The following is a 23,559-nucleotide window of genomic DNA, read 5'->3' as shown; positions in this document are numbered from 1 at the left end:
GGCGGCACCCTCTCCCGGTCCCCGGTCAGGCGGCCGGGAGGCTTCCCGTCCGGGCCACCCTGCCGAGCCAGGCGAGGCTCGGCTTGGGGGTGCGGACGAACGTGGTGCGGTCCACGGCGATCAGCCCGAACGTCGGGCGGAACCCGGACATCCACTCGTAGTTGTCGAGCAGCGACCAGTGCAGGTACCCCTCGAGCCGGCAGCCGGCGTCCATCGCACGGCCCATCCCCGCGAGCGCCTCACGGGTGTAGTCGATGCGCCGGGCGTCGTCGTCGGTGGCCATGCCGTTCTCGGTCACGAGCATCGGTACGCCGCCGGTGATCCGGTGGGTGTACTCGAGCGCCTCGCCGAGGGCCTGGGGGTAGTACTCCCAGCCGGTCAGCGTCTTCTCGACGTCGTCGCCGAACGGGACGGGTTCGCCGTCGGGCCCGATGATCGTGCGCAGGTAGCTCTGCACGCCCACGAAGTCGTCGTCGCGCGCGACCTCCAGGAAGAAGTCCTCGCGCGGCCAGGCGTAGGCGTCGCGCGCCTCCTGGGCGCCGGGCGCGGCCTGGAAGACCTGGTTGGCGATCGACCAGCCGGCACGCACGTGGCCGAGCCCGTGCAGGAGCTCGACGGCGCGGCGGTGCGCCTTGGCCTGGACGTCGGAGGCCTCCTGGTCGGGGGCGGCCAGGCCGGCGGCGTCGAGGTTGGTGCGGCGGCTGGCACCCAGCATCATCGAGGTGATGTTGGGTTCGTTGATCGTCACGACGTGGGTGACGTCGTCGAGGATGGTCGAGACGGTCTCGACGTAGCGCAGGTAGGTGTCGACGGCGTCCTGGGCGAGCCACCCGCCGCGCTCGGCGAACCAGCGCGGGAGCGTGAAGTGCAGCAGCGTGACCAGCGGGGTCACGCCGGCCTCGAGGCAGGTGTCGATCATGCGCCGGTAGTGGGCGAGCTGGGCCCGGGAGATCTCGCCCTCGGCCGGCTCGATGCGCGCCCACTCCACCGAGAAGCGGTAGGCGTTCAGCCCGGCGTCGGCCAGCAGCCGCACGTCCTCGGGGTAGCGGTGGTAGCTGTCGACGGCGTCGCCGGAGCTCTCGGCGCACAGGGTGCCGGGCTGGTGCTCCTTGGCCCACCAGTCGCTGTTGACGTTGCCGCCCTCGATCTGGTGCGCGGCGGTGGAGGCTCCCCAGAGGAACTCCGGCGCGGTGGGCAGCGTGCGGGGTGCGGTCACGGTGGACTCCTTGGTGGTGCTGGTTCGATCGGCGGGCGCGGGGGCCCGACGGCGGGACGTGCGGGGCGCCGGGCGCTACTTCAGGCCGGTGGTGGACACGCCCTGGACGATGTGGCGCTGCAGGAGCAGGAAGACGACGAGGATCGGCAGGACGATCACGGTGGCCCCGGCCATGAGGAGCCCGTACTGCACGGTGTTCTGCCCGGTGGAGTACAGGGCGAGCGCGACGGGCAGCGTGTACATGTCCGCCGACTGCACGGCCACGAGCGGCCACAGGAAGTTGTTCCAGGAGCCGAGGAACGTCAGGATGCTCAGCGTCGCGAGCGCCGGGCCGGTCTGCGGCAGCACGATGCGGAAGAACGTGCGGAACTCGCCGGCGCCGTCGACCCGGGCCGCGTCGAGCAGCTCGTCCGGGATGTCCAGCATGAACTGCCGCATGAGGAACACGCCGAACGGGGCGGCCAGGAACGGCAGGATCAGCGCCGCGTAGGTGTTGATGAGGTCCAGGTTGGCCACGAGGACGAACAGCGGCACGAACGTGATGGTGCCGGGGACCATGAGCGTGCCCATGATCAGCAGGAAAAGCAGCCGCCGCCCCGGGAAGTCGATCTTGGCCAGGGCGTAGCCGACCATGGCGCTGAACAGCACCGAGCCGGCGGTGACCGCGACCGCGACCACCACGGAGTTGAGGAAGAACTGCGGGAAGTTGAGCGTGTCGAACAGCCGGCTGTAGTTGGACAGCGTGACCTGCTCGGGCACGAGGGTGGGGGGGAACTGGCGGATCTCGCCCTCGGGCTTGATCGAGGACAGCATCATCCAGACCAGCGGCCCGATCGAGGCCACGAGACCGACCAGCAGCGCGCCGTTGAGCAGCAGCGCTCGCGGGCGGGTCCGCCGTCGGCGGTCCCGACGGGTGGGCTGGGGTGCGGGCGCCGTGGTGGTCGGCGCCGGGGACGTCGTCGTCATGGGAGCTCCTTTCGCGCTGCCGCTCAGCTCTTGGGCCGCAGCAGTCGGAACTGGAGGAAGGAGAGGATCACGATGGCGACGAACAGCAGGTAGCTCATCGCGGCGGACAGCCCGTAGCTGCCGAAGCCGAACTGGTTGTAGATCTCGTACGCCACCGAGTTCGTGGCGCCGAGCGGGCCGCCCTGCGTCATGACGAACGGCTCCTCGAAGAACTGCAGGTAGCCGATGCCGGCGATCACGGCGCAGAACAGCAGCGTGGGGCGCAGCAGGGGCACGATGATCGAGCGGAAGGTGCGCACGGCGCCGGCGCCGTCGAGCGAGGCCGCCTCGTACAGGTCGCGGGGGATGCCCTGCATCCCGGCGAGCAGGATCACCATGGAGAACCCGACGTTGCGCCAGACCGCCAGGATGATGAGCGACGGCATCGCCCAGGTCGGGTCGGTGAGCCAGTCGGGCCCGTCGATGCCGACGACGCCGAGCGCCGAGTTGACGAGCCCGAAGTCCGGCTGGAGCAGGAACCGCCACACGACGGCCACGGCCACGATGGACGTCACGACGGGGGCGTAGAACCCCACACGGAAGACCGAGCGGAACCACGTCAGGCCCGAGTTGAGCAGCGTCGCCAGGAGCAGCGCGATGATCAGCGTCAGGGGCATCGCCACGCCCACGAAGTAGAGCGTGTTGCCCGCCGCCTGCTGGAACTTCGGGTCGGTGAGGGCCTCGGCGAAGTTCTCCAGCCCGATGAAGTTCACCGCCAGCGGCGAGCGCAGGTCGGCGCCGCGCATGTCGGTGAACGCCATGTACAGCGAGGAGACCACCGGCACGAGCATGAACAGGGCGAACAGCAGGGTGAACGGCAGGGCGAACCCCCAGGCCGCGAACCCTCGGCGGCGGCGTCGGGCGCTCTGGGGCCGGCGGCCCCGCGTGGTCGCGGGGCCGCCCTGCGTGGGCCGCACGTCGGCGAGCGTCATGGCTCAGCCCAGCCCGGTGCCGATGGAGGAGGCGGCGTCCTGCATCTGCTGGGCGGCCTCCTCGGGGGACAGCTTCCCGGCGATGACCTGCTCCAGGATGAGGTCGAGCTCGTGCCCGATCTCGGACCAGGTGGGGATGGCGGGCGTGGAGCGGGCCGTCTCGAGGGCGGTGCCGTAGACGGCGAGGGCCTCGTCGTCGGCCAGCGTCGCGTCGTCCCACGACGCCTCGACGGCAGGCAGGTCGTTGGAGATGCCGAACCAGTCCACCTGGACGTCCGGGTCGGTGGTGAAGTCGACGAACTTCCACGCGGCGTCGGGGTTGGCGGCGTCGGCCGTCACGGCCAGGTTGGCGCCGCCGATGAACGAGGCGTCCTGCTCGTCGGGCGGCAGGGCGGTGACGTCGAACTTCCCGGCGAAGTCGTCGCCCGCGGTGGCCAGGAGGTTCGCCCGCTCCCAGGGGCCGGAGACGAACGAGCCGAGCTCGCCGTCGATGAAGCTCTGCACCTTCTCGTCCTCGACAAGGACCTGCGGGGCCAGGCCGTCGGCCATGAAGGACGAGTAGTAGTCGAGGGCCTTGACCTGGGCGTCGCCGTCGAGCGTGAACTCCGAGGAGTCCTCGTTCATGATCTCGCCGCCCGCCTGCCAGAAGAACGGGAAGTACATGAGGTTCGTGGCATCGCCCTGGGTCTGCAGCGCGATGCCGTGGTCGGCGCCGGCGTCCTGCATCCCGGCGGCGAACTCGGTCAGCTCCTCCCACGACGTCGGCTCGTCGAGCCCGGCCTTCTCGGCGAGGTCGGTGCGGTAGTAGAGCACGCGGGTCTCGACGTACCAGGGGACGCCGTAGGAGGTGCCGTCCACGACGGTGGTGTCCCAGGCCCCGGGGAAGAACGCGTCGGAGTCGATGCTGTCCGGGGTGGGGGCCAGTCCGCCCTGGTCGACGAACCCGCTCATCAGCGTGGTGCCGACCTGGAGGACGTCGGGGACCTCGCCGGTGGCCAGGGCCGTGTTGATCTTCTGGGTGGCCGACTCCCACGGGATGGGGGTGACCTCGACGGTCACGTCGGGGTTGTCGGCCTCGAACTGCTCGGCGAGCTCGGGCAGCAGCTCGCCCTCGGTGCCCATCGCCCAGACCTCCACGGTGCCGGTGGCGGGACCGTCCGGGACGACGTCGTCGGTGGCGGCCTCGCCGCCCTCGCCGGTGTCCCGCCCGCAGGCGGTGAGGGCCACGGCGATCACGAGCGTCGATGCTGCCGCCGCGGCGGCGCGGCGCGGTGTCCTGTTCACGGTCACTCCTTTGTCGATCCGTCGAAATTTCGAAACACAGGTTCGAAATTGCCCAGCGACAGTAGGCCGGTCTTTGAGCCGTGTCAACGGGAATGAGCCGATGGGCTACCATCGATGTTTCGGAAACCTGTGCCGAGCAGCGAGGAGAACGCCGTGCCCACCGAACGACCCGAGGTGCCGCTGGCCGTCGTGGCGCACGAGGCCGGGGTGTCGGTCCCCACCGTGTCCAAGGTCCTCAACTCGCGGGCCGACGTCTCCGCGCCCACCCGCAGCCGGGTCGCCGCCGCCCTGGAACGGCACGGGATCACCGTCCGTCCCCGCCGGCGCAAGGCGACCCGCATGATCGACGTCCGGATCGTCGACCTCGAGGGGACGTGGTCCGAGGCGGTGGTCCGCGGCGCCGTCGCCGGTGCCCGCCAGCTCGGGCTCGACGTCGTGCTCGCCGTCGAGCCCGACCCCGACGACTGCTCCACCTGGGTGCGACACGCCCTGGACCGCGGCACCGACGGGCTCGTCAGCATCGTCGCGGTCCCGGACGCCGACGCCCGGCAGGCGCTCGCGGAGTCCGAGACGCCGCTCGTCGTCGTCGACCCGCGGCAGCGGCCCCCCGAGGGCATGCTCAGCGTGAGCGCCACCAACTTCCAGGGCGGGATGGAGGCCACCGCCCACCTGCTGTCCCTCGGCCACCGACGGATCGCCACGATCGCCGGTGCGCTGGAGCAGGACAACGCGATCGCCCGGCTGGCCGGATACCGCGCCGCCCTGCTGCAGGCCGACGTCCCGGTGGACGACGACCTGGTGTTCACCGGGGCGTACGGGGTGACGTCGGGGTACGACGGCGCGCAGCGCCTCATGGCGCTCGCCGAGCCGCCGACGGCGATCTTCGCCAGCAGCGACGACACGGCGCTCGGCGCGCTGCACGCGCTGCGCGAGCTGGGTCGCAGCGTGCCCGACGACGTCTCGCTGGTCGGGTTCGACGACCTCCCGGTGGCGCCGTGGATCGACCCCCCGCTCACCACGGTGCGTCAGCCGCTCGCGGAGATGGGGGCCACCGCCGTCGACCTGGTGCACCGGTCGCGCACGGCGAGCGGGCACACCCTGCGCACGGAGCTGGCGACCAGCCTCGTGGTCCGGGCGTCGACCGGGCAGGTCCCCGCCGGCAGCGCGGCCCGGTAGCGCTGCCGGCCACCTCGCGCGTGCGGTCGCCGCCGTCAGGCGTCGTCGCGGTGCCGTGCCTCGTCCGCGCCGCCGCGGAGCGCGCGTGCCTCGGCGACGGCGTCGGCCCGCTTGGCCGCCTTCTTGTCGCTGGCACGGGTGTCCCGCGGGGGGAGCTGGATGGTCTCCTCGGCGGCGATGCCGCCCTGCAGCTCGCGGCTGCGCTCGAGCTCGGCGTCCAGCTCGGCCCCGAAGAGCAGGGCGAGGTTGGTGATCCACAGCCAGAGCAGGAACACGATGACGCCGCCCAGGGTGCCGTACGTGGAGCCGTAGCTGCCGAACGCGCTGACGTAGAACCCGAAGGCGGCCGACGCGAGGATCCAGACGAGGATGGCGACGGCGGCGCCGACGCTGATCCAGCGGAACTTCGGCTGCCTCACGTTCGGCGTGAGGTGGTAGAGCAGCGCGACCACGATGACGACGAGGAGCAGCGCCACCGGCCACTTGGCGATGCTCCAGACCGTCAGCGCGACGTCGCCGAGCCCGACGGCGCTGCCGACGGCCGTGGCGACGGGGCCGGACAGCACGAGGCTGGCCACGATCAGGGCCGCGAGCAGGACGGTGATCACCGTGACGCCGAGCATGACGGGCCGCAGCTTCCAGATCGGGCGGCCCTCGTCCACCTCGTAGATGCGGTTCATGGCCCGTGCGAAGGCTCCCACGTAGCCGGAGGCCGACCAGAGGGCCAGCACGACGCCGAGGATCAGGGTGAGGCCCGCGCCCGTGGAGCTCGCCGCGTTGTCCACGAGCGGTTCGACGACGCCCAGGGTCTCCTCGGGCAGGAAGTCCGCCACGGTGTTCATCACCGAGTCCACGGCCGCCTCGGCGTCGGCGACCAGCCCCAGGACGGAGATCAGCGCCAGCAGCGCGGGCGCCGAGGCGAGCACGGCGTAGTAGGTGAGCGCGGCGGCGAGGTCGGTGCACTGGTCGTCGCCGAACTCGCGGAACGCGCCCTTGAACGCCAGGCCCCAGTGCGGGCGGTGCAGATCCTCGGGGGAGTCGGGTGTGCGCTGGTCCTGCCGCGTCCCGCGGGCCTCGTGCTGCTCGCTGTCGGTCATCGACCCTCCAGGTGCCGTCGGGACCACCAGACTCTGCGCGGTCGGCGCTGTCCGCAACGCGAGGCGGACCCTGTGGAGGCCGTCGCGCACCGGTCCTCTTCCTCGAGCTCGGCGGCCGCCGGCCCGTGCCGTCACACCGCGCGGGCGCCGAGCCAGGGCGCGAGCACGTCCTCCCGTCCGAGCCAGTGCAGGCCGCCGTCGTCGACCTCCGCCCCGGTGGCGAGCGACTCGCCGAAGGCATCGAGGATCAGGTCTCGAACCTTCTCGGACTCCGCCGGCTCGCCGGCTCCGACGACGAGGATGCGGGTGACCGGAGGGCGTCCGGCGGCGACCTCCTGCCAGGTGCCGAGGTCGGCGACGCACAGCGCACCGCCGGCGCCGTCCCACAGGCAGAGCGAGTCGGGACGGTCGGGGACATGGAAGACCCCACGGCTGCGCACCGGACCGGTCCCGAGGTGCTCGATGTGCGCGAGCAGGCGCTCGGGGTGGAACGGTCGCGGAGACTTCAGCAGCAGGCTCCAGCTGCGGTCGTGGGGGTTCGTGGGGTCGCGCCGGGCGTCGCGGGCGCCGAGAGGGTGCGCCCGGCCCTCGGCGGCGGCGCTGTCGTGCCGGTGGGTGGCGAGCGCGGCGACGTCGAGCTCGTGCAGGCCGTCGATGCGCCGGCTGTCCCGGGCGCGCAGGCGGTCGGTGAGCCCGTCACCGGTCGGGTCGTCGCCGGTGGTGACGACGACGTCGACCTGTTCGAGCTGTGCGGCGAGGGCTTCGCCGAGCGGGCGTTCGTCGGTGTCGGTCAGGGCGAGTCCGCGTTCGTCGACGAGGTCGTCGCCGAGCAGGTCCGCCTCGACCTGGTCGAGGTCGACCACGGCCACCGTCGCCGTGAGTCGAAGGCCATCGAGCATCTCACCGGGAGAAGCGTGTGCGGACAGTGCGCGCGCGACGGGCAGCGGCTCGGCGGTGACGGGCAGCGCCAGCACGAGGTCGGTCCAGCGTCCGGCGGCGGCGAGCCGGGCCAGCGTGGGCACGGCGTCCTCGCGGACGCTGCAGGACACGCACGGGTGCGCGAGCCCCACCGTGACCTCCTCGACCACGCCGGTCGCGTCGACGACGACGCGGCGCAGCGCTCCGGCGTCGGGCAGCAGGTCGTGGCGGACGACGGCGACGCCGGGCGAGGTGAGCGTGAGGCTCGCGGCTGCCGTGTCCCGCAGCACTGGGTCGGAGCTGACGAGCACGCACAGGGCAGGCGTGTTGCGGGGGCGGGGAATCAACGGGGCCTCCGTGTAGTTGAGAACCATTATCAGTCGTGCGACACTCTACCCGCTAGATGAGAACCATTCGCATCAAGAGGAAGGGCATCATGTCCGCCCGCTGCCAGGTGCTCGGCACCGTCCCGGGGTTCGGCCACTCGATCTCGCACTCCCACGTGCGGACGAAGCGCCGGTTCGACCCCAACATCCACAGGAAGCGCTACTGGGTCCCCTCCCTGGGTCGGACCGTCACCCTGCGCGTCAGCGCCCGGGGCATCAAGACGATCGACCGGGACGGGATCGACGTCGTCGTGGCCCGCATCCGGGCCAGAGGGGAGAAGGTCTGATGGCTTCCAAGGCCGACCTGCGTCCGATCGTCACGCTGCGGTCCGCGGCGGGCACCGGCTTCACCTACGCCACCCGCAAGAACCGCCGCAACAGCCCCGACCGCATGGTGCTGCGCAAGTACGACCCGGTGGTCCGGCGCCACGTCGAGTTCAAGGAGACCCGCTGATGGCCAAGAAGTCCAAGATCGTCGCGGATGCCCGACGGCGCGAGGTCGTGGCGCAGTACGCCGAGCGCCGCGCGGAGCTCAAGCGGGTCGTCGCCGCACCGGAGAGCACGCCCGAGCAGCGCGCCGTCGCCGTGATGGAGCTGCAGCGTCAGCCCCGCGACGCGAGCGCCACCCGCCTGCGCAACCGCGACGCCGTCGACGGCCGCCCCCGCGGCCATCTCGGCACGTTCGGGCTGTCCCGCATCCGCATGCGCGAGATGGCGCACCGCGGCGAGCTGCCCGGCGTGACCAAGTCCAGCTGGTGACCCAGAGGAGGAACCCATGAAGCAATCCATCCACCCCACCTACGGCCCCGTCGTCTTCCGCGACAGCAGTGCCGGGTTCGCGTTCCTGACGCGCTCCACGCTCGCCGGCGAGACCTTGTCCGGTCCGGGGCGTCCCCGGACGACCATCGAGTGGGAGGACGGCAACACCTACCCCGTGGTCGACGTCGACATCTCCAGCGAGAGCCACCCGTTCTGGACCGGCGCGTCCCGCGTGGTCGACACCGCCGGTCGGGTCGAGAAGTTCCGTCGCCGCTACGGCTCCGGCGGGAACGGTGGTGCGCGATGAAGGTCCGCGCCTCGCTGCGGTCCCTGAAGCACAAGCCCGGTGCGAAGGTCGTGCGGCGCCGCGGCACGACCTTCGTCATCAACAAGCAGAACCCGCGCTGGAAAGCGCGTCAAGGCTGAGCGGAGGAGTCACCATGGCAGTCCCGAAGCGCAAGACGTCCCGCTCGCGGACGCGTCACCGGCGGGCGCGGTGGAAGGGCGTCGAGCCGGCGCTCGTGCCGGTCGTCGTCGACGGGGAGAGCGTCCAGGTCCCGCCGCGCCTGGCACGCGCGGTGCGGGAAGGACGGATCGACCCTCGCTGACGGCGACGCCGTCCGCGACGTCCCCCGGTCAGCGCCGGGGGACGTCGCGGCCCGGCACGAGCAGGTCGTCCGCGTAGCAGTAGGCCCAGCTCTCGCCGGGTTCGATCGACTGCACGAGCACGTGCTCGCGGAGCCGGGCGTGCGCGGTGGCGTGGCGGTGGGGCGAGGAGTCGCAGCACCCCACGTGCCCGCACGTCAGGCAGCTGCGCAGGTGCACCCAGGTGCTTCCGGAGGCGACGCACTCCGGGCACTGCCCGCGGATCTCGGGCTCGGCCGGGACGAGCGCGTCGAAGTGCGCACAGACGGTGGTCATCTCCGGTCCTTCCGCCGCGGGGGCCAGCAGGTCGAACGCTACGCCGCCGTCGCCCGGCCCGCGCGACGCCGCCGGCCCGCGCGACGCCGAGCCCGCGCGACGCCGAGCCCGCGCCGCGACGTCGCCCCCCGCCTACCCTGAGCGCATGGACGAGCGTCCGGTGATCCTGCTGGTGGCCGGTGACCATGCGGCCGAGGTCGAGGCCGAGTTCCGGGCGCGCTACGACCGCGACTACCGGATCGAGTGCGCCGGATCGGTCGCCGCCGCGCTCGACCGGCTGCGCGCGCTCGTGGCCGCCGCCGCGGACGTCGCGATGGTCGCCGCCGAGCGCCAGCTCCCCGACGGCACCGCGGTCGAGCTGCTGCACCAGGTCCCGCGAGTGGTGGCGACGGCGCGCCGGGTCGCCCTGGTGCCGGGTGCCGAGTACTCCGACGCCCTGGACGAGATGCGCGCCGCCGCGCTGCGACGGGACATGGACACGTTCGTCGGGATCCCGCGCGGCGCCCGCGACGAGGAGTTCCACATCGCGCTGGTCGAGCTGCTGTCCGAGTGGGGCTGGTCGGTGGCGCGCCCGACGGTGACCGCGACGGACGTGGTCGCCGCCGAGGGCGACCGGCAGGCCGCGGCGGTGCACGACCTGCTCGAACGTCTCGGGATCCCCAACCGGCGGCTCGCGCCCGACGACGACGAGGGTCGCGCCCTGCTCGAGGCCGCCGGCCCCGGTGCGCAGCTCCCGGTGGCCCGCGCCTACAACGGCCGCATCATCACCGCCGCGACGCCGTCCGCCGTCGCCGAGGCGATGTACGGCGGCTTCGACACCATCCCCGCCGGCTCCGTCGCCGACGTCGTCGTCGTGGGTGCCGGCCCCGCGGGTCTCGCCGCGGCCGTCTACGCGGCGTCCGAGGGCCTGGCCACCATCGTGCTCGAGCAGGACGCGATCGGCGGGCAGGCGGGATCGAGCTCGATGATCCGCAACTACCTCGGGTTCCCCCGCGGGATCTCCGGCATGCGCCTCGCGCAGCGCTCGCGGGTGCAGGCGGGCCGGTTCGGCGCCCGGTTCTTCACGGGGCGCGCGGCCGTGCACATCGGGCCGGGACCGGCCCACGAGCCGGAGCACCACCACGTCTCCGTGGACGGCGCCGAGATGTGCGCCCGGACGGTGGTCCTGGCGACCGGGGTGTCCTACCGGCGCCTCGGGGTGCCCGGTGTGGACGACCTGGTGGGCGCCGGCGTGTACTACGGCGCGGCGACGTCGATGGCGCGCGAGATGGCCGGCCGGGACGTCTACGTCGTCGGGGGCGGGAACTCGGCGGGGCAGGCCGCCGCCCACCTGGCGCGGTTCGCCCGCTCGGTGACGATCCTCGTCCGGCGGGCCGGGCTCGCGGAGACGATGTCGGACTACCTGGTGCGGGAGATCGACGCCACGCCGAACATCGACGCCCGTGCGCGCACGGTCGTGGACGATGGCGGCGGCGACGGCCGGCTGGAGTGGCTGCGGCTCGCCGACCTCGACACGCAGGACACGACGACGGTCCCGGCCGACGCGCTGTTCTGCCTCCTCGGGGCGGAGCCGGACTGCGGGTGGCTGCCCGACGACCTCGCGCTCGACGACCAGGGATACGTCCTCACCGGGCGTGACGTGCCCCGGGAGTCCTGGGCCGACGGGCGACCACCCGCGAGCCTGGAGACCACCGTGCGGGGCGTGTTCGCCGTCGGCGACGTGCGGGCCGGGTCGATGAAGCGGGTCGCGTCCGCCGCCGGCGAGGGTGCCTCCGTGCTCCCGCTCGTCCACAGCCACCTGGCCTCGTTGCGGGAGCAGGAGTTCGGCGCAGCGGCCGGCTAGGAGTCCCCGAAGACCGCGGCCAGGGCGCTCCCGTCCAGGTGCGCGAGCAGCTCGGCGGCGTCGGTCCGGATCTCGACGGCGCCCGCCTCGGTGAGCTCGTCCGCGCCGATCCCGCCGCTGAGCAGCCCGACGCACGGCACCCCGGCCCGCTCGGCGGCCAGGACGTCCCACACGGAGTCGCCCAGGAAGACGGCCCGCGAGGGCGGGACGCCCGCGGCGTCGAGGGCGACCTGCACGAGCTCCGGCTCCGGCTTGGACGCCTCGACGTCCTGCGCCGACGTCACCGCGTGCAACGGCTCGTCGACGTCGAGCAGCTCGCGCAGGTGCTCGAGCATGTCGGGTGACGCCGACGTCGCCAGCACCGGGCGGGCGCCGCGCTCGCGGATCGCGTGCACCAGCTCGCGTGCGCCGTCGAACACCCGCATGAGCGGCACCGCCTCCGTGGCGTGCCGGGAGTGCGCCTCCTCGACCTGCTCGGCGACCCCGGCCGCCAGCTCGGCGCCGCTGTGCTCCGCGACGCGGGGCACGAGCTGCGACCCGGCCATCCCGAGCGTGCGGTGCACGCGCCAGGCGTCGACCTCGATCCCGACGTCGCGGAAGGCGCGCACCCAGGCGGTGACCTGGAGGTAGTTGGAGTCCACCAGTGTGCCGTCGACGTCCAGCAGGACGGCGCCGGTCATGCGGGGGTCCCGGCGGTGGGCCTCGGGCGGGCGGGTGCGTGGTGGGTCATTCGTCGATCCTGTGGTCGCCGGCGTGATCGCGCCACTCCGGAGGCCTCGCGGGCGCGGCCCCGTGGTGGTGCTCGAGCACCTCGAGCGGGCCCTCGTCCGGCGTCGGCGGCTCGAACCCGTCGAGGTAGCGCGACGCCGTCTCCGGCGTGACGACGACGTCGTCGGGACCGGTGCCGGCGCGCCGGGCGAGGCGGGCGAGGACCACCTCGCGGGGGGTGGGCAGGTAGATCGTCACCGGGACCACCCCGAGCGGGCGCAGCAGGGCGCGGTAGTCGTCCCGCATGGCGCGCGACCAGAACGACAGGTCGACGACGACGTCGCGCCCGGCGCGCACGAGCTCGACGCACTCCTGGCGGAGCCGGGCCTTCAGCCGCACGGTGACGTCGTCGGGCAGCGGGTGGTCCCGGTATCCCTCGCGCCAGGCGGCGACGTCGAGGGACAGCCGGGCCCAGCCCTTCGCCTCCAGGGCGCGTGCCCGCGTGGACTTGCCGGATCCCGCCGGGCCGCAGAGCAGGAACACCCGGACGGGCGGGGGCGGGTCGCTCGAGGGCGCGCCCGCCGTCGCGCCGGGTCGGTCCGTCCGATCGAGGTGGTCCACGACGGGCTCGTCCCGTCAGTCGTCGGACCCGCGCCCGGACGAGCGCAGCCGCTTGGTCGCCGAGCGCTGCTTCTTGGCCGCCAGCCGGCGCTCCTGCGAGCCGCGGGTGCGGCGGGTCGGCCGGCGCGGCCGCGGGGGAGCGGCGAGCCCGTCGGCGACCAGGGCCGCCAGGCGCCGGGCGGCCGCGTCCCGGTTCCGGCGCTGCTCCCGGTGCTCCGAGGCGGTGACGGTCAGGACGCCGGCGACGAGGCGGTCGCCGAGCCGCTCGGTGAGGCGGCGCCGTTGGCTGCTGCCCAGCACGGCGGACCGTTCCACGTCCCAGGAGAGCTCCACCCGGGAGTCGGTGGTGTTCACGCCCTGGCCGCCGGGACCGGAGGACCGGGAGAACCGCTCGGAGAGCTCCGCCCGGGGGATGGTGAGGGCGGGGCTGACGGCGAGGCCGGACCGGACGGGAGCGGGCATGCCTCCATGGTGCCGCCGTCGACGCCGGTGGTCACGTCCATTGCCGGCGACGCCCGCTACGGGTCCGGGAACGACCCGCTCCCGAACAGGATCCGCCGGGCGGCGGCCCGGCCCGGCGGCGTGCGGAGCAGTGCGACCCCGACGGCGGCGGTCGCCGGGGTGCGTACCATCGCCAGCCCGCGGCGCATCGTCAGCCGCCCCCGGAACCGCGCCCGCAGGGCGGCGCCGTCGTACCGGCGCAGGGCGTCCCGGCGTCCGGTGCGCAACGCCTCGTCGAGGACGTCGACGGCATGCTCGGACAGCCGCAGGCACGGGTCCAGGCCGCCGGCCGTCAGCGGGGAGACGGCGCCGGCCGCGTCGCCGACCAGCAGCCCGTGCGGGCTCGCGATCCGGCGCAGCAGTCCGCCCACGGGGATCGGCCCGCCACGCCGCTCCACCGGTGCCGGCCCGACGGCGCCCGGCCGCGCGCCGTCGTCGGGCACCGCGCCGCCCGGGGGAACGCCTCCGCCGTCCGGCCGGGGGACGCCGTCGAGCCCGGGCGCCGTGGCGGCGAACTCCCGCAGCGCCTGCCGCATCCCGCGCGGGTACCGGTCGGCGTACCCGGCCACCCCGACGTGCACGTGCTCGCCGTCGTCGAGCACCCAGGCGAGGTAGCCCGGAGCGAGGCGGGGGTCCACCACGCAGTGGAAGGCGGGGACGACGTCGCGGCCGCCGGCGGGGTAGACCTCCTCGGCACCGACGAGCAGCTCGCGGTTGCGGTCGAGGCCGAGCTCGCGTGCGACGGCCGACCGTGCGCCGTCGGCCCCCACGACGAACCGGGCGCGGATCTCGGTGGTGCCGTCCGGGCCGTGCAGCGCGTGCCGGCCGTCCCGGCGCCCCGCGAACCGGGTGCCCAGCAGGACCCGCACGCCGGCGGCGGCGGCGTCCTGCGCCAGTGTGCGGTAGAGCGGGGCCATGTCGCCCACGCGGTACTCGTCGTGGGCGCTGTCCAGGACGACGGGGCGGCGGTGCGACGGCGGGTAGAGGACCATGCGGCGGATCGCGGGACCCAGGTGCTGCGGCGGCAGGTCGAAGTCCGTCAGGGTGCGGCGCACGAAGATGCCGGTGGTCCGCACGGTGCCGTCGAGGCGCGTGCGGCGCTCGGCGAGGACGACGTCGTGGCCGCGGCGGGCGAGCGCGGTGGCGGTGTGCAGCCCGGCCAGCCCGCCGCCGACGACGAGGACGTCCGTCCCGGGGACGCGTCCGGCGGGCACGGTCAGGACCCCGCCGTGTCTCGGGGTGCCGCGTGCCGCCGCCGGCCGGCGCCGTCGTCGGGCTCGTCGTCGACCCACTCGAGGAGGTCGCCGGGCTGGCAGCCGAGCACGCGGCACATCGCCTCGAGCGTGGAGAACCGCACGGCCTTGGCGCGGCCGTTCTTCAGGACGGCCACATTGGCGGGAGTGAGCCCGACCCGTTCGGCGAACTCGCCGACGCTCATCTTGCGGCGGGCGAGCTCGACGTCGATGCGCACGACGATCGGCATCAGATCACCGCGTCCAGGTCGGTGCGCAGCGTGGTGGCCTGCACGAGCAGGGCGCGCAGCACCACCATGAGGAGCCCGACGGCGGCACCCACCAGCAGCACCACGAGCAGCAGGGCCGCGATCCCGGAGAGCCCCTCGGCCGCGGCGGTCAGGACGCACGCGACGAGCACCAGCACCCAGGCGACCCCGACCGCGCCGAGGATCGCGTCGACCCAGCCGAACGCGGCGTCGGAGAAGATCCGGCCGTCACCCACCAGCGTCAGCAGACGCCAGGCGCACACCAGGACCACCTCGACGCAGGCGAGCACGACGACGCCGAGCACCAGCAGCGGCCAGCGCAGGCCGGCGAGGTCGGGGGACTGCTCGGCCATGCGGGCGAAGACCGACGGCAGGACGGCGACCTGGGCGACGACGAGCGTGCCGAGGACGGCGGCGAGCAGGACCCGGAGCGGGACGACGAGGCGATGTGTCCTGGACATGGGCCGAGACTCCCGGACGCACCTATCGAAAGTCAACAGATTGTGATCGTCTTCCGATGTCTGCACGAGGTCTTCACGGAGTCGCCGCCAGGTCGCGCCACCCGCCCGGGCCGGGCGGAGCAGGCGGTTACGGGTGCAGGACGATCTTGCCGACGTGCCGCCGGCGGGCGAGCTCCTCCTGGGCGCGGGCGGCCTGGTCCAGCGGGAACGCCGCGGCGACGACGGGCCGGACCGCCGCTTCGCGGGCGAGGTCCATGAGCAGCTCGAAGTGCCGAGGCGTGTGCATCGCCGACCCGATCACCTGCGCGTTGTGCAGGTACAGGCGGCGTACGTCGAGGTCGACGGCGTAGCCGCCGAGCGCGCCGGCGATCACCCACCGACCCCCTTCGCGCAGCAGCGGCAGCCCGTCGCTCACCAGGTCACCGGCGACGACGTCCAGCCCGACGTCGATCCCCTCGGGTGCCGCGGCGCGGACCTGCGCGACGACGTCCTGCGCGCGGTCGACGACCTCGTGCGCGCCGGCCTCGCGGACGGCGTCGATCTTGGACCCGCTGCTGATCGCGACCACGCGGGCGCCGCGCGCGCGGGCGAGCTGCACCAGGGCCAGGCCCACGCCGCCGGAGGCGCCGGAGACCAGCACGGTCTCGCCCTGGCGCAGCCGACCGCGCTCGATCATGCCCAGCGCCGTGCCGTAGGCGGTTGGCAGCGAGGCGAGCTGGTCGTCGGTCAGGGCGGAGTCCGTCACGTCGTGCGCCCGCGCCGCCGGCGCGGTCACGAGCTCGGCGTAGCCGCCGTCGCGCTCGCTGCCCATGAGGCCGATCGGGTTCGCTTCGGGACCGGCGCCGTCGTAGATCGCGGGGTCGACGACGACGCGGCGTCCGACGAGGCCGGGATCCGCGCCGTCGCCGACGGCCACGACCCGTCCGGCGACGTCGGCGCCCTGGATGCGGGGGAAGTCCACGGGGCCCCGCCAGCCCGAGAGGGCCGTGGGGTCACCGGCGCGGCCGTAGGCGCCCTCCCGTGTCCACAGGTCGGTGTTGTTGAGCGCGACCGCACGGACCGAGACCAGCACCTCGTCCGCCCGGAGGGCAGGCACCGGGACCTCGACGTGCTCGAGGACCTCGGGGCTCCCGTGCTCGGTGATCCGGACCGCACGCATCGTGGTGGGGATACTCATCGCTGGGACCTCCTCGACGTACACTGATCGGTAAACATCGACCACGGTACACCGATCTGTGAAGGAGGGCGGCGGTGGAGCGAGCACGACCCATGACGGCGGCCGGGCACCGCATCCTGGAGGCCGCCGAGGAGCTGTTCTACGAGCGGGGACTCACCGCGGTCGGCGTGGACCTCGTCGCCGAGCGTTCAGGAGTCACCAAGCGGACGCTCTACAACCAGTTCGGCTCCAAGGACAACCTCGTGGCGGCGTACCTGTCCGCACGCGACGAGCGCTGGAGGGCCCACGTCCGCGCCGCCGTCGACGCCCACGACGACCAGGTCGCCGCCGTCACCGCTCCGTTCGACGCCCTGCGGACGTGGAGCACCCCGGACGGCCGCGGCTGCGCCTTCATCAACGCACTGGCCGAGCTGCCGGATCCCGCGCACCCCGCCCACCGGATCGCCACGGACCAGAAGCTCTGGCTGCTGAGGCTCTTCGAACAGCTCGCCACCGCGGCCGGGTGCGTCCGGCCCGCCGCCCTGGCGAGGCGCCTCCTGGTGCTGCACGAGGGGACGCTGGCCACCCGGCCGCTCCCGCTCGACACCGGCGAGGACAGCGCCGCCCTGGCGCGCGAGCTCGTGCGGGCCGCCGCTCAGAGCTCCTCGTAGGCCGCCGGGTCCTGGTCGTTGTTGCGGCCGTCGGGCCGGGCGAGCCCCGCGATCGCCGCCATGTCGGCGTCCGAGAGCTCCAGGTCGATCGCGGCCAGGTTCTGCTGCTGCCGCTCCGGCGTGCTCGCCTTCGGCAGCGGCAGGACGCCACGGCGGGCGTGCCAGGCCAGGATCACCTGCGCCACGCTGATGCCGTGGTCCCGGGCGATGCCGGTCAGCACCGGGTCCTGCAGCATCTCGTTCGCGCGTCCGATGGGGCTCCAGGCCTGCGTGACGATGCCGTGGTCGGCGTCGTAGGCGAGCTGGTCGTCCTGCGGGAAGTAGGGGTGCAGCTCGACCTGGTTCACCGCCGGCGTCACGCCCGTCTCGGCCACCAGCCGGTCGATGTGCTCCGGCAGGAAGTTGGACACGCCGATCGCGCGCACCAGCCCGCGGTCGCGCGCCTCGATCAGGGCCTGCCAGGCCTCGACGTACTGGTCGCGGGAGGGGTTGGGCCAGTGGATGAGGTACAGGTCGAGGTGGTCCAGGCCGGTGCGGTAGACGCTCTCCTCGACGGTCGCGACCGCGGCGTCGTGGGCGTGGTGCCGGCCGGGCAGCTTGGAGGTGACGAGCACCTCGTCGCGCGGCACGCCGGCGGCGCGCACGGCGGCGCCCACGGCCCCCTCGTTCTCGTAGTTGAACGCCGAGTCGATCAGGCGGTACCCCGCCTCGAGCGCCGTCGAGATCGCGCGGACGCCGTCCTGACCGTGCAGGGCGGCGGTGCCGAACCCGATCCGGGGCAGGGTCAGCGGGTCGTTGGGGGCGGCGGTCATCGGGTCCTCCTCGTGCGGTCGGGTGGTGCCCGACCGACCGTACGCCGGACGCGACGGTTCGTCGCCCGGGGCGACTGCGTCGGGCGGGGCCGTCCGGGAGCTCAGCCGAGCGGGCGCACCACCAGCGACTGCGCCAGCAGGCCGAACGGCCCGGTGGTGTCGTGCAGGACGGCGGACGTCAGGCCCGCGCCGGCGGGCCCGAAGGTGACGCTGGTGTCCAGGCCGAGCCAGCCACCCACCGGCACCCGGAACAGGTGCGCCGTCAGGTCGAGGTTGGGGAAGGCGACCCGGCGCGGATCGGCGCGCACCGTCATCCCGTTGGCCACGTCCAGCAGGCCCGCGGTCCGGGCCAGGGGCCCGACCTCCTCGTCCTGGAGCAGCGGCACGTCCGTGCGCGCCCACACCCGGCCCCGGCCGGGTTCGGCCAGCTCGCGGCGCACCTCGATGGACGCGACGAACCCGCCGGGCCAGTCCGTCGTCGGGTCCCAGGCCGGCGTGTCCTGCGGTCCGGGCACCGGCGCCGGGATGCCGGCGGCCAGCGCCGAGGTGTCCCCGGACGCGCTGAGCCAGGCGCGCAGCGTGGCGACCTGGCGGCCGCCGCAGGAGACCGCGGCCTCGACGAGCTCGACGCCGCGGCCCGGGCGCAGCACCCGGACCGTGGTGTCCATGCGGGCCAGGGGGTAGGGGCCCCAGACGTCGAACGACAGCCGTGTGGGGGCCAGGTCCTCGCGGCCGCGCGCGAGGCGGTCGGACTCGACCAGGTGCGTGAGCAGTCCGAACGTCGGCGCGACGTGCTGCTCGGCGGTGTTCCAGGCGCCGCCGACGTCGGGGGACGGGTCGAACGCCGTCGGGCCGGTCCGGCGGAAGTAGGCTGCCATGCAGGTCATCCTGGCAGGTCCGGCCGGGTCCGAGTCGTCGACCACGACGGCAGGCGGCATGCTGGGACGGTCAGACACCCATCCGACCCAGGGAGCCTCGGTGCCGGACTTCAACCAGACGATCATCGACGAGTTCCGAGCCCACGGCGGGACGGTCACGACGGCCGGGTTCGGCCGCCACCTCGTCCTGCTGCACCACGTGGGGGCGAAGAGCGGGACCGAGCGGGTCACGCCCGTGATGGGCCTCCCCGACGGCACGGACACGTGGTTGGTCGCCGCCTCGAAGGCGGGCGCCCCCGACAACCCGGACTGGTACCACAACCTCCTCGCCCACCCGGACGTCGACATCGAGACGCCCGACGACGGCACGGTCCCGGTGCACGCGACCGACCTGACCGGCGCCGAGCGAGACGCGGCCTGGGCGCGCTTCACGCGACACAGCTCGGGGTTCGCCGACTACGAGCGGCGGACCACCCGGACGATCCCCGTGCTCGCGCTGCGTCGCCGCGGCGCCGCCGGGTGACGCGCCAGATCGATGACGGGCACCCGGGGCTCTGACCTGACGCTGCGGCTCGTGCTCCTGGCCGCGGCCGGGGCGTTGCTGGCCGGGTGCACCCCGGGCAGCGGACCGGCCGCGAGCCCGAGTCCCGAGCCGGCCACCGCGCCGGCCGGAGCCTCGGACGCGGCGTCCGTGCCGCCGTCGTCCCCGGACGCCGAGCCCGACGACGGCCCGGCACCCTCCGGCGAGCCGACGGTCGTGGCGACGGGGCTGGCCGCGCCGTGGTCGGTGGTGCTGCTCGACGGCACGCCCCTGGTCAGCGAGCGGGACAGCGCCCGCATCCTCGCGCTGGACCTCGACGGCACCGCGCGCGAGGTCGGGACCGTGGAGGGCGTGGACACCGCGGGGGAGGGCGGGCTGCTCGGCCTGGCGCTGGACGACGCCGGCCGGTTGTTCGTCTACTCCACGGGACCGGACGGCAACCGCATCCAGCGCTACGGGCTGTCGGGAGGGCCGGGTTCGCTCCGGCTGGGGGAGCCGACGACGATCCTGGACGGGCTGCCCTCGGCGAGCTTCCACGACGGCGGCCGGCTCGCCGTCGGGCCGGACGGGATGCTCTACGCGACCGTCGGTGACGCGGGGGACCGGGACAGCGCGCAGGACCTGGACTCGCTCGGCGGGAAGATCCTGCGCATGACCCTGGACGGAGGAGTCCCCGACGACAACCCGTTCGACGGCTCGCTCGTGTACAGCTACGGCCACCGCAACGTCCAGGGCCTGGCGTGGTCCGACGACGGCACGCTGTTCGCCACGGAGTTCGGCCAGGACACCTGGGACGAGCTGAACGTCATCGCCCCGGGTGCGAACTACGGCTGGCCCGAGGTCGAGGGGATCGCCGAGGTCGGCGAGTACGTGGACCCGGTGCAGCAGTGGGAGCCGTCGGAGGCGAGCCCCAGCGGGATGGCGTACCTGGAGGGCACGCTGTACCTCGCGAACCTGCGCGGGCAGGTGCTGCGCGCCGTCCCCGTCGGCGACCCCTCGACCGCGACCGAGCTCTACGCCGGGGAGTACGGTCGCCTGCGCGACGTCCTGCCCGGCCCCGACGGCGACCTGTGGTTCGTCACGAACAACACCGACGGGCGCGGGTCGCCGGCGCCCGAGGACGACCGGATCCTGGCCGTCCCGGTGGGGTGACCGGTCCGCCGAGCGTCTCTGTTCGGGTCGGGTCAACCCTCGATCCGACCCGAACGGAGACGCTCGGCGGTCAGTTCGCGACCCCGGCGCCCCGCGACCGCAGCGCCGCGGCGAGCCGGGGGTAGACCCGCAGCGCGTTCCCGGCCAGGACCGCCTCGAGGTCGGCCGCGGGGAGCCCGGCCGCCCGGACGTAGCGCAGGGTGTCGTCGAAGGGGTGGCCCGTCGTCGGGTCGACCCCGCGCACCGCCCCCACCATCTCCGAGCCGAAGAGCACGTTGACCGGGTCGATCACCGACAGCAGCAGGTCGATGCCCGGCTGGTGGTAGACGCAGGTGTCGAAGAAGACGTTGCGCATCACGTGCGTGGCCAGGTCCGGCGTGCCGAGCATGTCGGCCAGCCCGCGGTAGCGGCCCCAGTGGTAGGGCACGGCGCCCCCGCCGTGCGGGATCACCAGGCGCAGCGTGGGGAAGTCGGCGAAGAGGTCCCCCTGCACGAGCTGCATGAACGCCGTGGTGTCCGCGGCGAGGTAGTGCGCCCCGGTGGCGTGAAACGCAGGGTTGTCGCTGGCCGAGACGTGGATCATCGCGGGGACGTCGAGCTCGACCATCCGCTCGTACAGCGGGTACCAGGAGCGGTCGGTCAGCGGGGGAGCGGTCCAGTGGCCGCCGCTGGGGTCCGGGTTGAGGTTGCAGCCGACGAACCCCGCCGCGACGCAGCGTTCCAGCTCGTCGACGGCGGCCTCCGAGCCGGCGCCGACGGCCTGCGGGAGCTGGCACACGGGCACGAACGTGCCGGGATACAGGCCTGCCACCCGCGCCACCAGGTCGTTGCAGGCCTGAGCCCAGGCGGTGCTGGTCGCCAGGTCGCCGCGGTGGTGGGCCATCGCCGAGGCCCGCGGGGAGAACAGCGTGGCGTCCGCGCCGCGCTCGCGCAGCAGCCGGAGCTGGTTCGACTCGATCGACTCGCGGATCTCGTCGTCGGAGATCTGCGGGTACGCCGGGGCGGACGCACCCGCGTGCCAGGCGTCGAGCTGCTGCTCGCGCCAGGCGGTGTGCGCGGCGGGCGCGGTGGTGTAGTGGCCGTGGCAGTCGATGATCATGCGCTGCCGCCCCCCGCTCGCGTGCCGTCCGGCCGTGAGTCGTCCAGCGCCGCCGCTTCGAGCAGGGCGTCGACGAGCTCCGTGGTCCCCTCGACGGACAGCACCTGCCCGAACCGTCCGGCCCAGCGCTGCCGCTCCACGGTGGCCCGGGACATCCAGGGCTCGACCCCGGTCGCGGCGACCGTGCGGGCGGCCTCGGCCATCTCCTCTGCCCGTCGCTCGCCGTGCTGCACGGACCGGGTGACGAGGTAGCCGGCGAGCCGCTCCCAGTCCCCGGCGGGCAGGGCGGTGGGCAGGGAGTCCAGCACCTCCTGCCCGACGCCGTACCGCCGTGCCGCCAGCAGCGACTCGGTGAACAGGGCCTCCATGCCCTTGACGATCACCGAGCGGCACAGCTTGGTCGCGGCGGCGCGTCCCACGACGGCGCCGACCACGGTCACGTCGGTCAGGCCCCACGACGCCGCGACAGCGGCGAACGCGGCCGCGTGCGGACCGCCCAGCAGGAACGGCGACGCGCACCGTCGAGGGCCGATCGACGCCATGAGGGCCGCCTCGACGTAGCAGGCCCCGGCGTCGTCCACCGTGCGGGCGGCGTGCGCCTTGCGGCCCGGCGAGCTGGAGGAGATGTCGAGGTAGAACGCGTCCGGAGCCAGTCCGGTGGCGGCGTCCTGCGCCGCGTGGTCCGTCTGGTCGGCGGTGACCGCACCGAGCACCAGCTCGGCGTCCGCGACCGCCTCGGCGGCCGACGACGCCCTCCGGACCTCCAGCTCCGAGCCGTTCCGGGCGGCCGGGCTGCCCGCGTCGCCGAACGCGACGTCCCACGCCGCGACCTCGACGTCGCCGAGCGCGAGCAGATCCTCGGCCAGCACCCGGCCGGCCTCGCCGAGACCGAGCAGCGCGACCCGTCTCATGCGTCCCCCCGGCGGGCGAGCGCCGCCGGCCGGTACCGCCGGTCGTCCGTGCCCGCGGCGGCCGGGGTGCCGTGGGTGTGGAAGGACTCGATGGTCTTCAGACCCCAGGCCTGTCCCTTGGCCCGCTCCGGCTCGGTCCACGTGATCAGCGGCCAGTCCGGCGCCAGCACGAGTCGGGTGACGGGGTTGCAGAGCTCGATGCGGTTGCCGCCCGGCTCGAACACGTAGAGGAAGAACGTCTGTTGGATCGCGTGCTTGTGCGGTCCGGTCTCGATCGGCACGCCCTGGTCGAGGCACAGGTCGGCGGCACGCAGGATGTCCTCACGGGTGTCGGTCGCGAACGCCAGGTGGTGCAGGCGCCCCGAGGCCCCGGTCCAGTCCTCGGTGTAGACCACGTCGTAGGACTTGTTCGTGTAGGTCAGCCACCGCGCCGCGACGTGGCCGTCGTCCATGCGGATCTCCTCGGTGGCCCGGGCCCCCAGCAGGTCGGCGTGGAACTCGGCGTTGGCCTGCACGTCGGCGGCCAGGTAGTTGACGTGGTCGAACCGCCGCACGGCGACGCCACGTCCCGGCTTGGCCTGCGGCTGGTTCTTCAGCCCGGGCCGCAGGTGGTCGGGCGCGGTGTACCAGGTGGTGTCGTGGTAGAGGCCGATCTCGTGGCCGTCGGGGTCGCGGGTGACGAACGTGCGGCCGGTACCGGCCACGCCGTCCTCCCACCGGCCCTCGTGACCGGCGGCCAGCAGCGCCGCGGCCCGCGCCTCCAGCGCCTCGGGCGACGACGTGCGCAGGCCCACGCGTCCGACCCCCGCGTGGGGTGCCGCCCGCACGACGACGCTGGTCTGCTCGTAGTCGTCCCAGGTGCGCAGCATCGCGGCGTCGCCGTCGCGCGCCGTCTCGGTCATGCCGAGGATCTCGGTGCAGAACCAGACGGTGGCGTCCAGGTCGGGGGTGAGGAGCTCGGCGTGGCCGAGGTGGGCGAGTTGTCCGAACGACGTCGTCACGGTGGGTTC

30 protein-coding genes are annotated in these 23,559 nt (G+C 73.9%); 11 read left to right on the top strand and 19 right to left on the bottom strand.

Going from position 1 to position 23,559, the window contains the following annotated elements:
• Window positions 1-25 precede the first annotated feature (25 nt).
• From ACIQLL_RS04150 to ACIQLL_RS04135, 4 genes are all read right to left on the bottom strand, one after another.
• Complete coding sequence (locus ACIQLL_RS04150; protein ID WP_402463646.1) at window positions 26-1,216, bottom strand: glycoside hydrolase family 1 protein; 1,191 nt, start codon at window positions 1,214-1,216, stop codon at window positions 26-28.
• Window positions 1,217-1,291: 75 nt separating this feature from the next.
• Complete coding sequence (locus ACIQLL_RS04145) at window positions 1,292-2,182, bottom strand: carbohydrate ABC transporter permease (protein WP_402463644.1); 891 nt, start codon at window positions 2,180-2,182, stop codon at window positions 1,292-1,294.
• A 23-nt stretch (window positions 2,183-2,205) separates the two neighbouring features.
• On the bottom strand, window positions 2,206-3,153 hold the full coding sequence (locus ACIQLL_RS04140) for a carbohydrate ABC transporter permease (protein WP_402463642.1): 948 nt from the start codon (window positions 3,151-3,153) through the stop codon (window positions 2,206-2,208).
• A 3-nt stretch (window positions 3,154-3,156) separates the two neighbouring features.
• Window positions 3,157-4,437, bottom strand: a complete 1,281-nt coding sequence (locus tag ACIQLL_RS04135; protein ID WP_402463641.1) for a sugar ABC transporter substrate-binding protein — start codon at window positions 4,435-4,437, stop codon at window positions 3,157-3,159.
• Between the two features lie 153 nt (window positions 4,438-4,590).
• Here ACIQLL_RS04135 and ACIQLL_RS04130 point away from each other — a divergent pair, with 153 nt between their 5' ends.
• Window positions 4,591-5,613 carry a LacI family DNA-binding transcriptional regulator gene (locus ACIQLL_RS04130; RefSeq protein ID WP_402463639.1) on the top strand — a complete coding sequence of 341 codons (1,023 nt, stop codon included), beginning with the start codon at window positions 4,591-4,593 and terminating at the stop codon, window positions 5,611-5,613.
• A gap of 35 nt (window positions 5,614-5,648) precedes the next feature.
• On the opposite strand, the gene ACIQLL_RS04125 is transcribed toward ACIQLL_RS04130, so the two are convergent.
• Both ACIQLL_RS04125 and ACIQLL_RS04120 read right to left on the bottom strand, forming a co-directional pair.
• Window positions 5,649-6,710, bottom strand: coding sequence for a YihY/virulence factor BrkB family protein (locus ACIQLL_RS04125; protein ID WP_402463637.1), 1,062 nt, complete (start codon window positions 6,708-6,710; stop codon window positions 5,649-5,651).
• A 131-nt stretch (window positions 6,711-6,841) separates the two neighbouring features.
• A complete protein-coding gene (locus ACIQLL_RS04120) occupies window positions 6,842-8,002 on the bottom strand; it encodes a GTP-binding protein (protein WP_402463635.1) in 1,161 nt (386 codons plus the stop codon).
• 62 nt (window positions 8,003-8,064) lie between these two features.
• Here ACIQLL_RS04120 and rpmB point away from each other — a divergent pair, with 62 nt between their 5' ends.
• The 6 genes from rpmB to rpmF are packed head-to-tail and all read left to right on the top strand — an operon-like array spanning window position 8,065 to window position 9,381.
• Window positions 8,065-8,301 (top strand): 50S ribosomal protein L28, encoded by a 237-nt coding sequence (gene rpmB / locus ACIQLL_RS04115; protein ID WP_402464620.1) that lies wholly within the window; start codon window positions 8,065-8,067, stop codon window positions 8,299-8,301.
• Window positions 8,301-8,468, top strand: coding sequence for a 50S ribosomal protein L33 (gene rpmG, locus ACIQLL_RS04110; protein WP_402463633.1), 168 nt, complete (start codon window positions 8,301-8,303; stop codon window positions 8,466-8,468). Before rpmB ends, rpmG begins: the two co-directional genes overlap by 1 nt.
• The gene (rpsN, locus tag ACIQLL_RS04105) at window positions 8,468-8,773 is read left to right on the top strand and encodes a 30S ribosomal protein S14 (RefSeq protein ID WP_402463631.1); all 306 of its coding nucleotides are present in this window, start codon (window positions 8,468-8,470) and stop codon (window positions 8,771-8,773) included. Before rpmG ends, rpsN begins: the two co-directional genes overlap by 1 nt.
• Before the next feature lie 16 nt (window positions 8,774-8,789).
• Window positions 8,790-9,080 carry a type B 50S ribosomal protein L31 gene (locus ACIQLL_RS04100; protein ID WP_402463629.1) on the top strand — a complete coding sequence of 97 codons (291 nt, stop codon included), beginning with the start codon at window positions 8,790-8,792 and terminating at the stop codon, window positions 9,078-9,080.
• Window positions 9,077-9,199 carry a type B 50S ribosomal protein L36 gene (gene ykgO / locus ACIQLL_RS04095; RefSeq protein ID WP_402463627.1) on the top strand — a complete coding sequence of 41 codons (123 nt, stop codon included), beginning with the start codon at window positions 9,077-9,079 and terminating at the stop codon, window positions 9,197-9,199. The genes ACIQLL_RS04100 and ykgO overlap by 4 nt, the downstream gene beginning before the upstream one ends.
• Before the next feature lie 14 nt (window positions 9,200-9,213).
• Window positions 9,214-9,381 carry a 50S ribosomal protein L32 gene (rpmF, locus tag ACIQLL_RS04090; RefSeq protein WP_402463625.1) on the top strand — a complete coding sequence of 56 codons (168 nt, stop codon included), beginning with the start codon at window positions 9,214-9,216 and terminating at the stop codon, window positions 9,379-9,381.
• Window positions 9,382-9,409: 28 nt separating this feature from the next.
• On the opposite strand, the gene ACIQLL_RS04085 is transcribed toward rpmF, so the two are convergent.
• Window positions 9,410-9,694, bottom strand: a complete 285-nt coding sequence (locus tag ACIQLL_RS04085) for a UBP-type zinc finger domain-containing protein (RefSeq protein ID WP_402463623.1) — start codon at window positions 9,692-9,694, stop codon at window positions 9,410-9,412.
• 145 nt (window positions 9,695-9,839) lie between these two features.
• Here ACIQLL_RS04085 and ACIQLL_RS04080 point away from each other — a divergent pair, with 145 nt between their 5' ends.
• Window positions 9,840-11,537, top strand: a complete 1,698-nt coding sequence (locus ACIQLL_RS04080) for an FAD-dependent oxidoreductase (RefSeq protein WP_402463621.1) — start codon at window positions 9,840-9,842, stop codon at window positions 11,535-11,537.
• On the opposite strand, the gene ACIQLL_RS04075 is transcribed toward ACIQLL_RS04080, so the two are convergent.
• The 7 genes from ACIQLL_RS04075 to ACIQLL_RS04045 form a co-directional block, all read right to left on the bottom strand.
• Entirely contained in the window at window positions 11,534-12,217 is a 684-nt protein-coding gene (locus ACIQLL_RS04075; RefSeq protein ID WP_402463619.1) for an HAD family hydrolase, read from the bottom strand. The two genes, ACIQLL_RS04080 and ACIQLL_RS04075, sit on opposite strands and share 4 nt — an antisense overlap.
• A 46-nt stretch (window positions 12,218-12,263) precedes the next feature.
• Entirely contained in the window at window positions 12,264-12,866 is a 603-nt protein-coding gene (locus ACIQLL_RS04070) for an AAA family ATPase (RefSeq protein WP_402463617.1), read from the bottom strand.
• 15 nt (window positions 12,867-12,881) lie between these two features.
• Entirely contained in the window at window positions 12,882-13,328 is a 447-nt protein-coding gene (gene arfB / locus ACIQLL_RS04065; protein ID WP_402463615.1) for an alternative ribosome rescue aminoacyl-tRNA hydrolase ArfB, read from the bottom strand.
• Between the two features lie 56 nt (window positions 13,329-13,384).
• Complete coding sequence (locus tag ACIQLL_RS04060; protein ID WP_402463613.1) at window positions 13,385-14,581, bottom strand: NAD(P)/FAD-dependent oxidoreductase; 1,197 nt, start codon at window positions 14,579-14,581, stop codon at window positions 13,385-13,387.
• Window positions 14,582-14,583: 2 nt separating this feature from the next.
• Window positions 14,584-14,850 (bottom strand): helix-turn-helix domain-containing protein, encoded by a 267-nt coding sequence (locus ACIQLL_RS04055; protein WP_402463611.1) that lies wholly within the window; start codon window positions 14,848-14,850, stop codon window positions 14,584-14,586.
• Window positions 14,850-15,329: a DUF2975 domain-containing protein gene (locus tag ACIQLL_RS04050; protein WP_402463609.1), complete on the bottom strand. Its 480-nt coding sequence runs from the start codon at window positions 15,327-15,329 to the stop codon at window positions 14,850-14,852. Before ACIQLL_RS04050 ends, ACIQLL_RS04055 begins: the two co-directional genes overlap by 1 nt.
• A gap of 127 nt (window positions 15,330-15,456) precedes the next feature.
• Window positions 15,457-16,506: a zinc-binding dehydrogenase gene (locus tag ACIQLL_RS04045; RefSeq protein ID WP_402463607.1), complete on the bottom strand. Its 1,050-nt coding sequence runs from the start codon at window positions 16,504-16,506 to the stop codon at window positions 15,457-15,459.
• A gap of 74 nt (window positions 16,507-16,580) precedes the next feature.
• Between ACIQLL_RS04045 and ACIQLL_RS04040 the strand changes: the two genes are divergently transcribed.
• Window positions 16,581-17,156: a TetR/AcrR family transcriptional regulator gene (locus ACIQLL_RS04040; protein ID WP_402463605.1), complete on the top strand. Its 576-nt coding sequence runs from the start codon at window positions 16,581-16,583 to the stop codon at window positions 17,154-17,156.
• On the opposite strand, the gene ACIQLL_RS04035 is transcribed toward ACIQLL_RS04040, so the two are convergent.
• Entirely contained in the window at window positions 17,141-17,968 is an 828-nt protein-coding gene (locus tag ACIQLL_RS04035) for an aldo/keto reductase (protein WP_402463604.1), read from the bottom strand. The two genes, ACIQLL_RS04040 and ACIQLL_RS04035, sit on opposite strands and share 16 nt — an antisense overlap.
• A 101-nt stretch (window positions 17,969-18,069) precedes the next feature.
• Complete coding sequence (locus ACIQLL_RS04030; protein WP_402463602.1) at window positions 18,070-18,846, bottom strand: thioesterase family protein; 777 nt, start codon at window positions 18,844-18,846, stop codon at window positions 18,070-18,072.
• On the opposite strand from ACIQLL_RS04030, the gene ACIQLL_RS04025 reads away from it, so the two are divergent.
• Both ACIQLL_RS04025 and ACIQLL_RS04020 read left to right on the top strand, forming a co-directional pair.
• A complete protein-coding gene (locus tag ACIQLL_RS04025; RefSeq protein ID WP_402463600.1) occupies window positions 18,845-19,369 on the top strand; it encodes a nitroreductase/quinone reductase family protein in 525 nt (174 codons plus the stop codon). The genes ACIQLL_RS04030 and ACIQLL_RS04025 overlap by 2 nt on opposite strands.
• Window positions 19,370-19,381: 12 nt before the next feature.
• Window positions 19,382-20,539: a PQQ-dependent sugar dehydrogenase gene (locus ACIQLL_RS04020; RefSeq protein WP_402463598.1), complete on the top strand. Its 1,158-nt coding sequence runs from the start codon at window positions 19,382-19,384 to the stop codon at window positions 20,537-20,539.
• A 70-nt stretch (window positions 20,540-20,609) separates the two neighbouring features.
• Here ACIQLL_RS04020 and ACIQLL_RS04015 read toward each other — a convergent pair whose 3' ends face one another.
• Genes ACIQLL_RS04015 through ACIQLL_RS04005 form a run of 3 tightly spaced genes read right to left on the bottom strand, consistent with a single transcriptional unit; the run spans window position 20,610 to window position 23,550 of the window.
• Complete coding sequence (locus tag ACIQLL_RS04015; protein WP_402463596.1) at window positions 20,610-21,638, bottom strand: amidohydrolase family protein; 1,029 nt, start codon at window positions 21,636-21,638, stop codon at window positions 20,610-20,612.
• Window positions 21,635-22,549 carry a DUF1932 domain-containing protein gene (locus ACIQLL_RS04010; RefSeq protein WP_402463594.1) on the bottom strand — a complete coding sequence of 305 codons (915 nt, stop codon included), beginning with the start codon at window positions 22,547-22,549 and terminating at the stop codon, window positions 21,635-21,637. The genes ACIQLL_RS04015 and ACIQLL_RS04010 overlap by 4 nt, the downstream gene beginning before the upstream one ends.
• The gene (locus tag ACIQLL_RS04005) at window positions 22,546-23,550 is read right to left on the bottom strand and encodes a VOC family protein (protein ID WP_402463591.1); all 1,005 of its coding nucleotides are present in this window, start codon (window positions 23,548-23,550) and stop codon (window positions 22,546-22,548) included. Before ACIQLL_RS04005 ends, ACIQLL_RS04010 begins: the two co-directional genes overlap by 4 nt.
• Window positions 23,551-23,559: the final 9 nt, after the last annotated feature.

It is taken from the genome of Isoptericola aurantiacus (assembly GCF_044769875.1).
GTDB lineage: Bacteria > Actinomycetota > Actinomycetes > Actinomycetales > Cellulomonadaceae > Isoptericola > Isoptericola aurantiacus.
This window is presented reverse-complemented; position numbering and strand designations above follow the sequence as displayed.

Excerpts from the sequence above, each read along its gene's own strand:
- ACIQLL_RS04145 (WP_402463644.1), bottom strand. The coding sequence starts at position 2,182 with ATGACGACGACGTCCCCGGCGCCGACCACCACGGCGCCCGCACCCCAG.
- ACIQLL_RS04140 (WP_402463642.1), bottom strand. The coding sequence starts at position 3,153 with ATGACGCTCGCCGACGTGCGGCCCACGCAGGGCGGCCCCGCGACCACG.
- ACIQLL_RS04125 (WP_402463637.1), bottom strand. The coding sequence starts at position 6,710 with ATGACCGACAGCGAGCAGCACGAGGCCCGCGGGACGCGGCAGGACCAG.
- ACIQLL_RS04120 (WP_402463635.1), bottom strand. The coding sequence starts at position 8,002 with ATGGTTCTCAACTACACGGAGGCCCCGTTGATTCCCCGCCCCCGCAAC.
- rpmB (WP_402464620.1), top strand. The coding sequence starts at position 8,065 with ATGTCCGCCCGCTGCCAGGTGCTCGGCACCGTCCCGGGGTTCGGCCAC.
- rpmG (WP_402463633.1), top strand. The coding sequence starts at position 8,301 with ATGGCTTCCAAGGCCGACCTGCGTCCGATCGTCACGCTGCGGTCCGCG.
- rpsN (WP_402463631.1), top strand. The coding sequence starts at position 8,468 with ATGGCCAAGAAGTCCAAGATCGTCGCGGATGCCCGACGGCGCGAGGTC.
- ACIQLL_RS04100 (WP_402463629.1), top strand. The coding sequence starts at position 8,790 with ATGAAGCAATCCATCCACCCCACCTACGGCCCCGTCGTCTTCCGCGAC.
- ykgO (WP_402463627.1), top strand. The coding sequence starts at position 9,077 with ATGAAGGTCCGCGCCTCGCTGCGGTCCCTGAAGCACAAGCCCGGTGCG.
- rpmF (WP_402463625.1), top strand. The coding sequence starts at position 9,214 with ATGGCAGTCCCGAAGCGCAAGACGTCCCGCTCGCGGACGCGTCACCGG.
- ACIQLL_RS04085 (WP_402463623.1), bottom strand. The coding sequence starts at position 9,694 with ATGACCACCGTCTGTGCGCACTTCGACGCGCTCGTCCCGGCCGAGCCC.
- ACIQLL_RS04080 (WP_402463621.1), top strand. The coding sequence starts at position 9,840 with ATGGACGAGCGTCCGGTGATCCTGCTGGTGGCCGGTGACCATGCGGCC.
- ACIQLL_RS04075 (WP_402463619.1), bottom strand. The coding sequence starts at position 12,217 with ATGACCGGCGCCGTCCTGCTGGACGTCGACGGCACACTGGTGGACTCC.
- arfB (WP_402463615.1), bottom strand. The coding sequence starts at position 13,328 with ATGCCCGCTCCCGTCCGGTCCGGCCTCGCCGTCAGCCCCGCCCTCACC.
- ACIQLL_RS04055 (WP_402463611.1), bottom strand. The coding sequence starts at position 14,850 with ATGCCGATCGTCGTGCGCATCGACGTCGAGCTCGCCCGCCGCAAGATG.
- ACIQLL_RS04050 (WP_402463609.1), bottom strand. The coding sequence starts at position 15,329 with ATGTCCAGGACACATCGCCTCGTCGTCCCGCTCCGGGTCCTGCTCGCC.
- ACIQLL_RS04045 (WP_402463607.1), bottom strand. The coding sequence starts at position 16,506 with ATGAGTATCCCCACCACGATGCGTGCGGTCCGGATCACCGAGCACGGG.
- ACIQLL_RS04035 (WP_402463604.1), bottom strand. The coding sequence starts at position 17,968 with ATGACCGCCGCCCCCAACGACCCGCTGACCCTGCCCCGGATCGGGTTC.
- ACIQLL_RS04025 (WP_402463600.1), top strand. The coding sequence starts at position 18,845 with ATGCAGGTCATCCTGGCAGGTCCGGCCGGGTCCGAGTCGTCGACCACG.
- ACIQLL_RS04030 (WP_402463602.1), bottom strand. The coding sequence starts at position 18,846 with ATGGCAGCCTACTTCCGCCGGACCGGCCCGACGGCGTTCGACCCGTCC.
- ACIQLL_RS04020 (WP_402463598.1), top strand. The coding sequence starts at position 19,382 with ATGACGGGCACCCGGGGCTCTGACCTGACGCTGCGGCTCGTGCTCCTG.
- ACIQLL_RS04015 (WP_402463596.1), bottom strand. The coding sequence starts at position 21,638 with ATGATCATCGACTGCCACGGCCACTACACCACCGCGCCCGCCGCGCAC.
- ACIQLL_RS04010 (WP_402463594.1), bottom strand. The coding sequence starts at position 22,549 with ATGAGACGGGTCGCGCTGCTCGGTCTCGGCGAGGCCGGCCGGGTGCTG.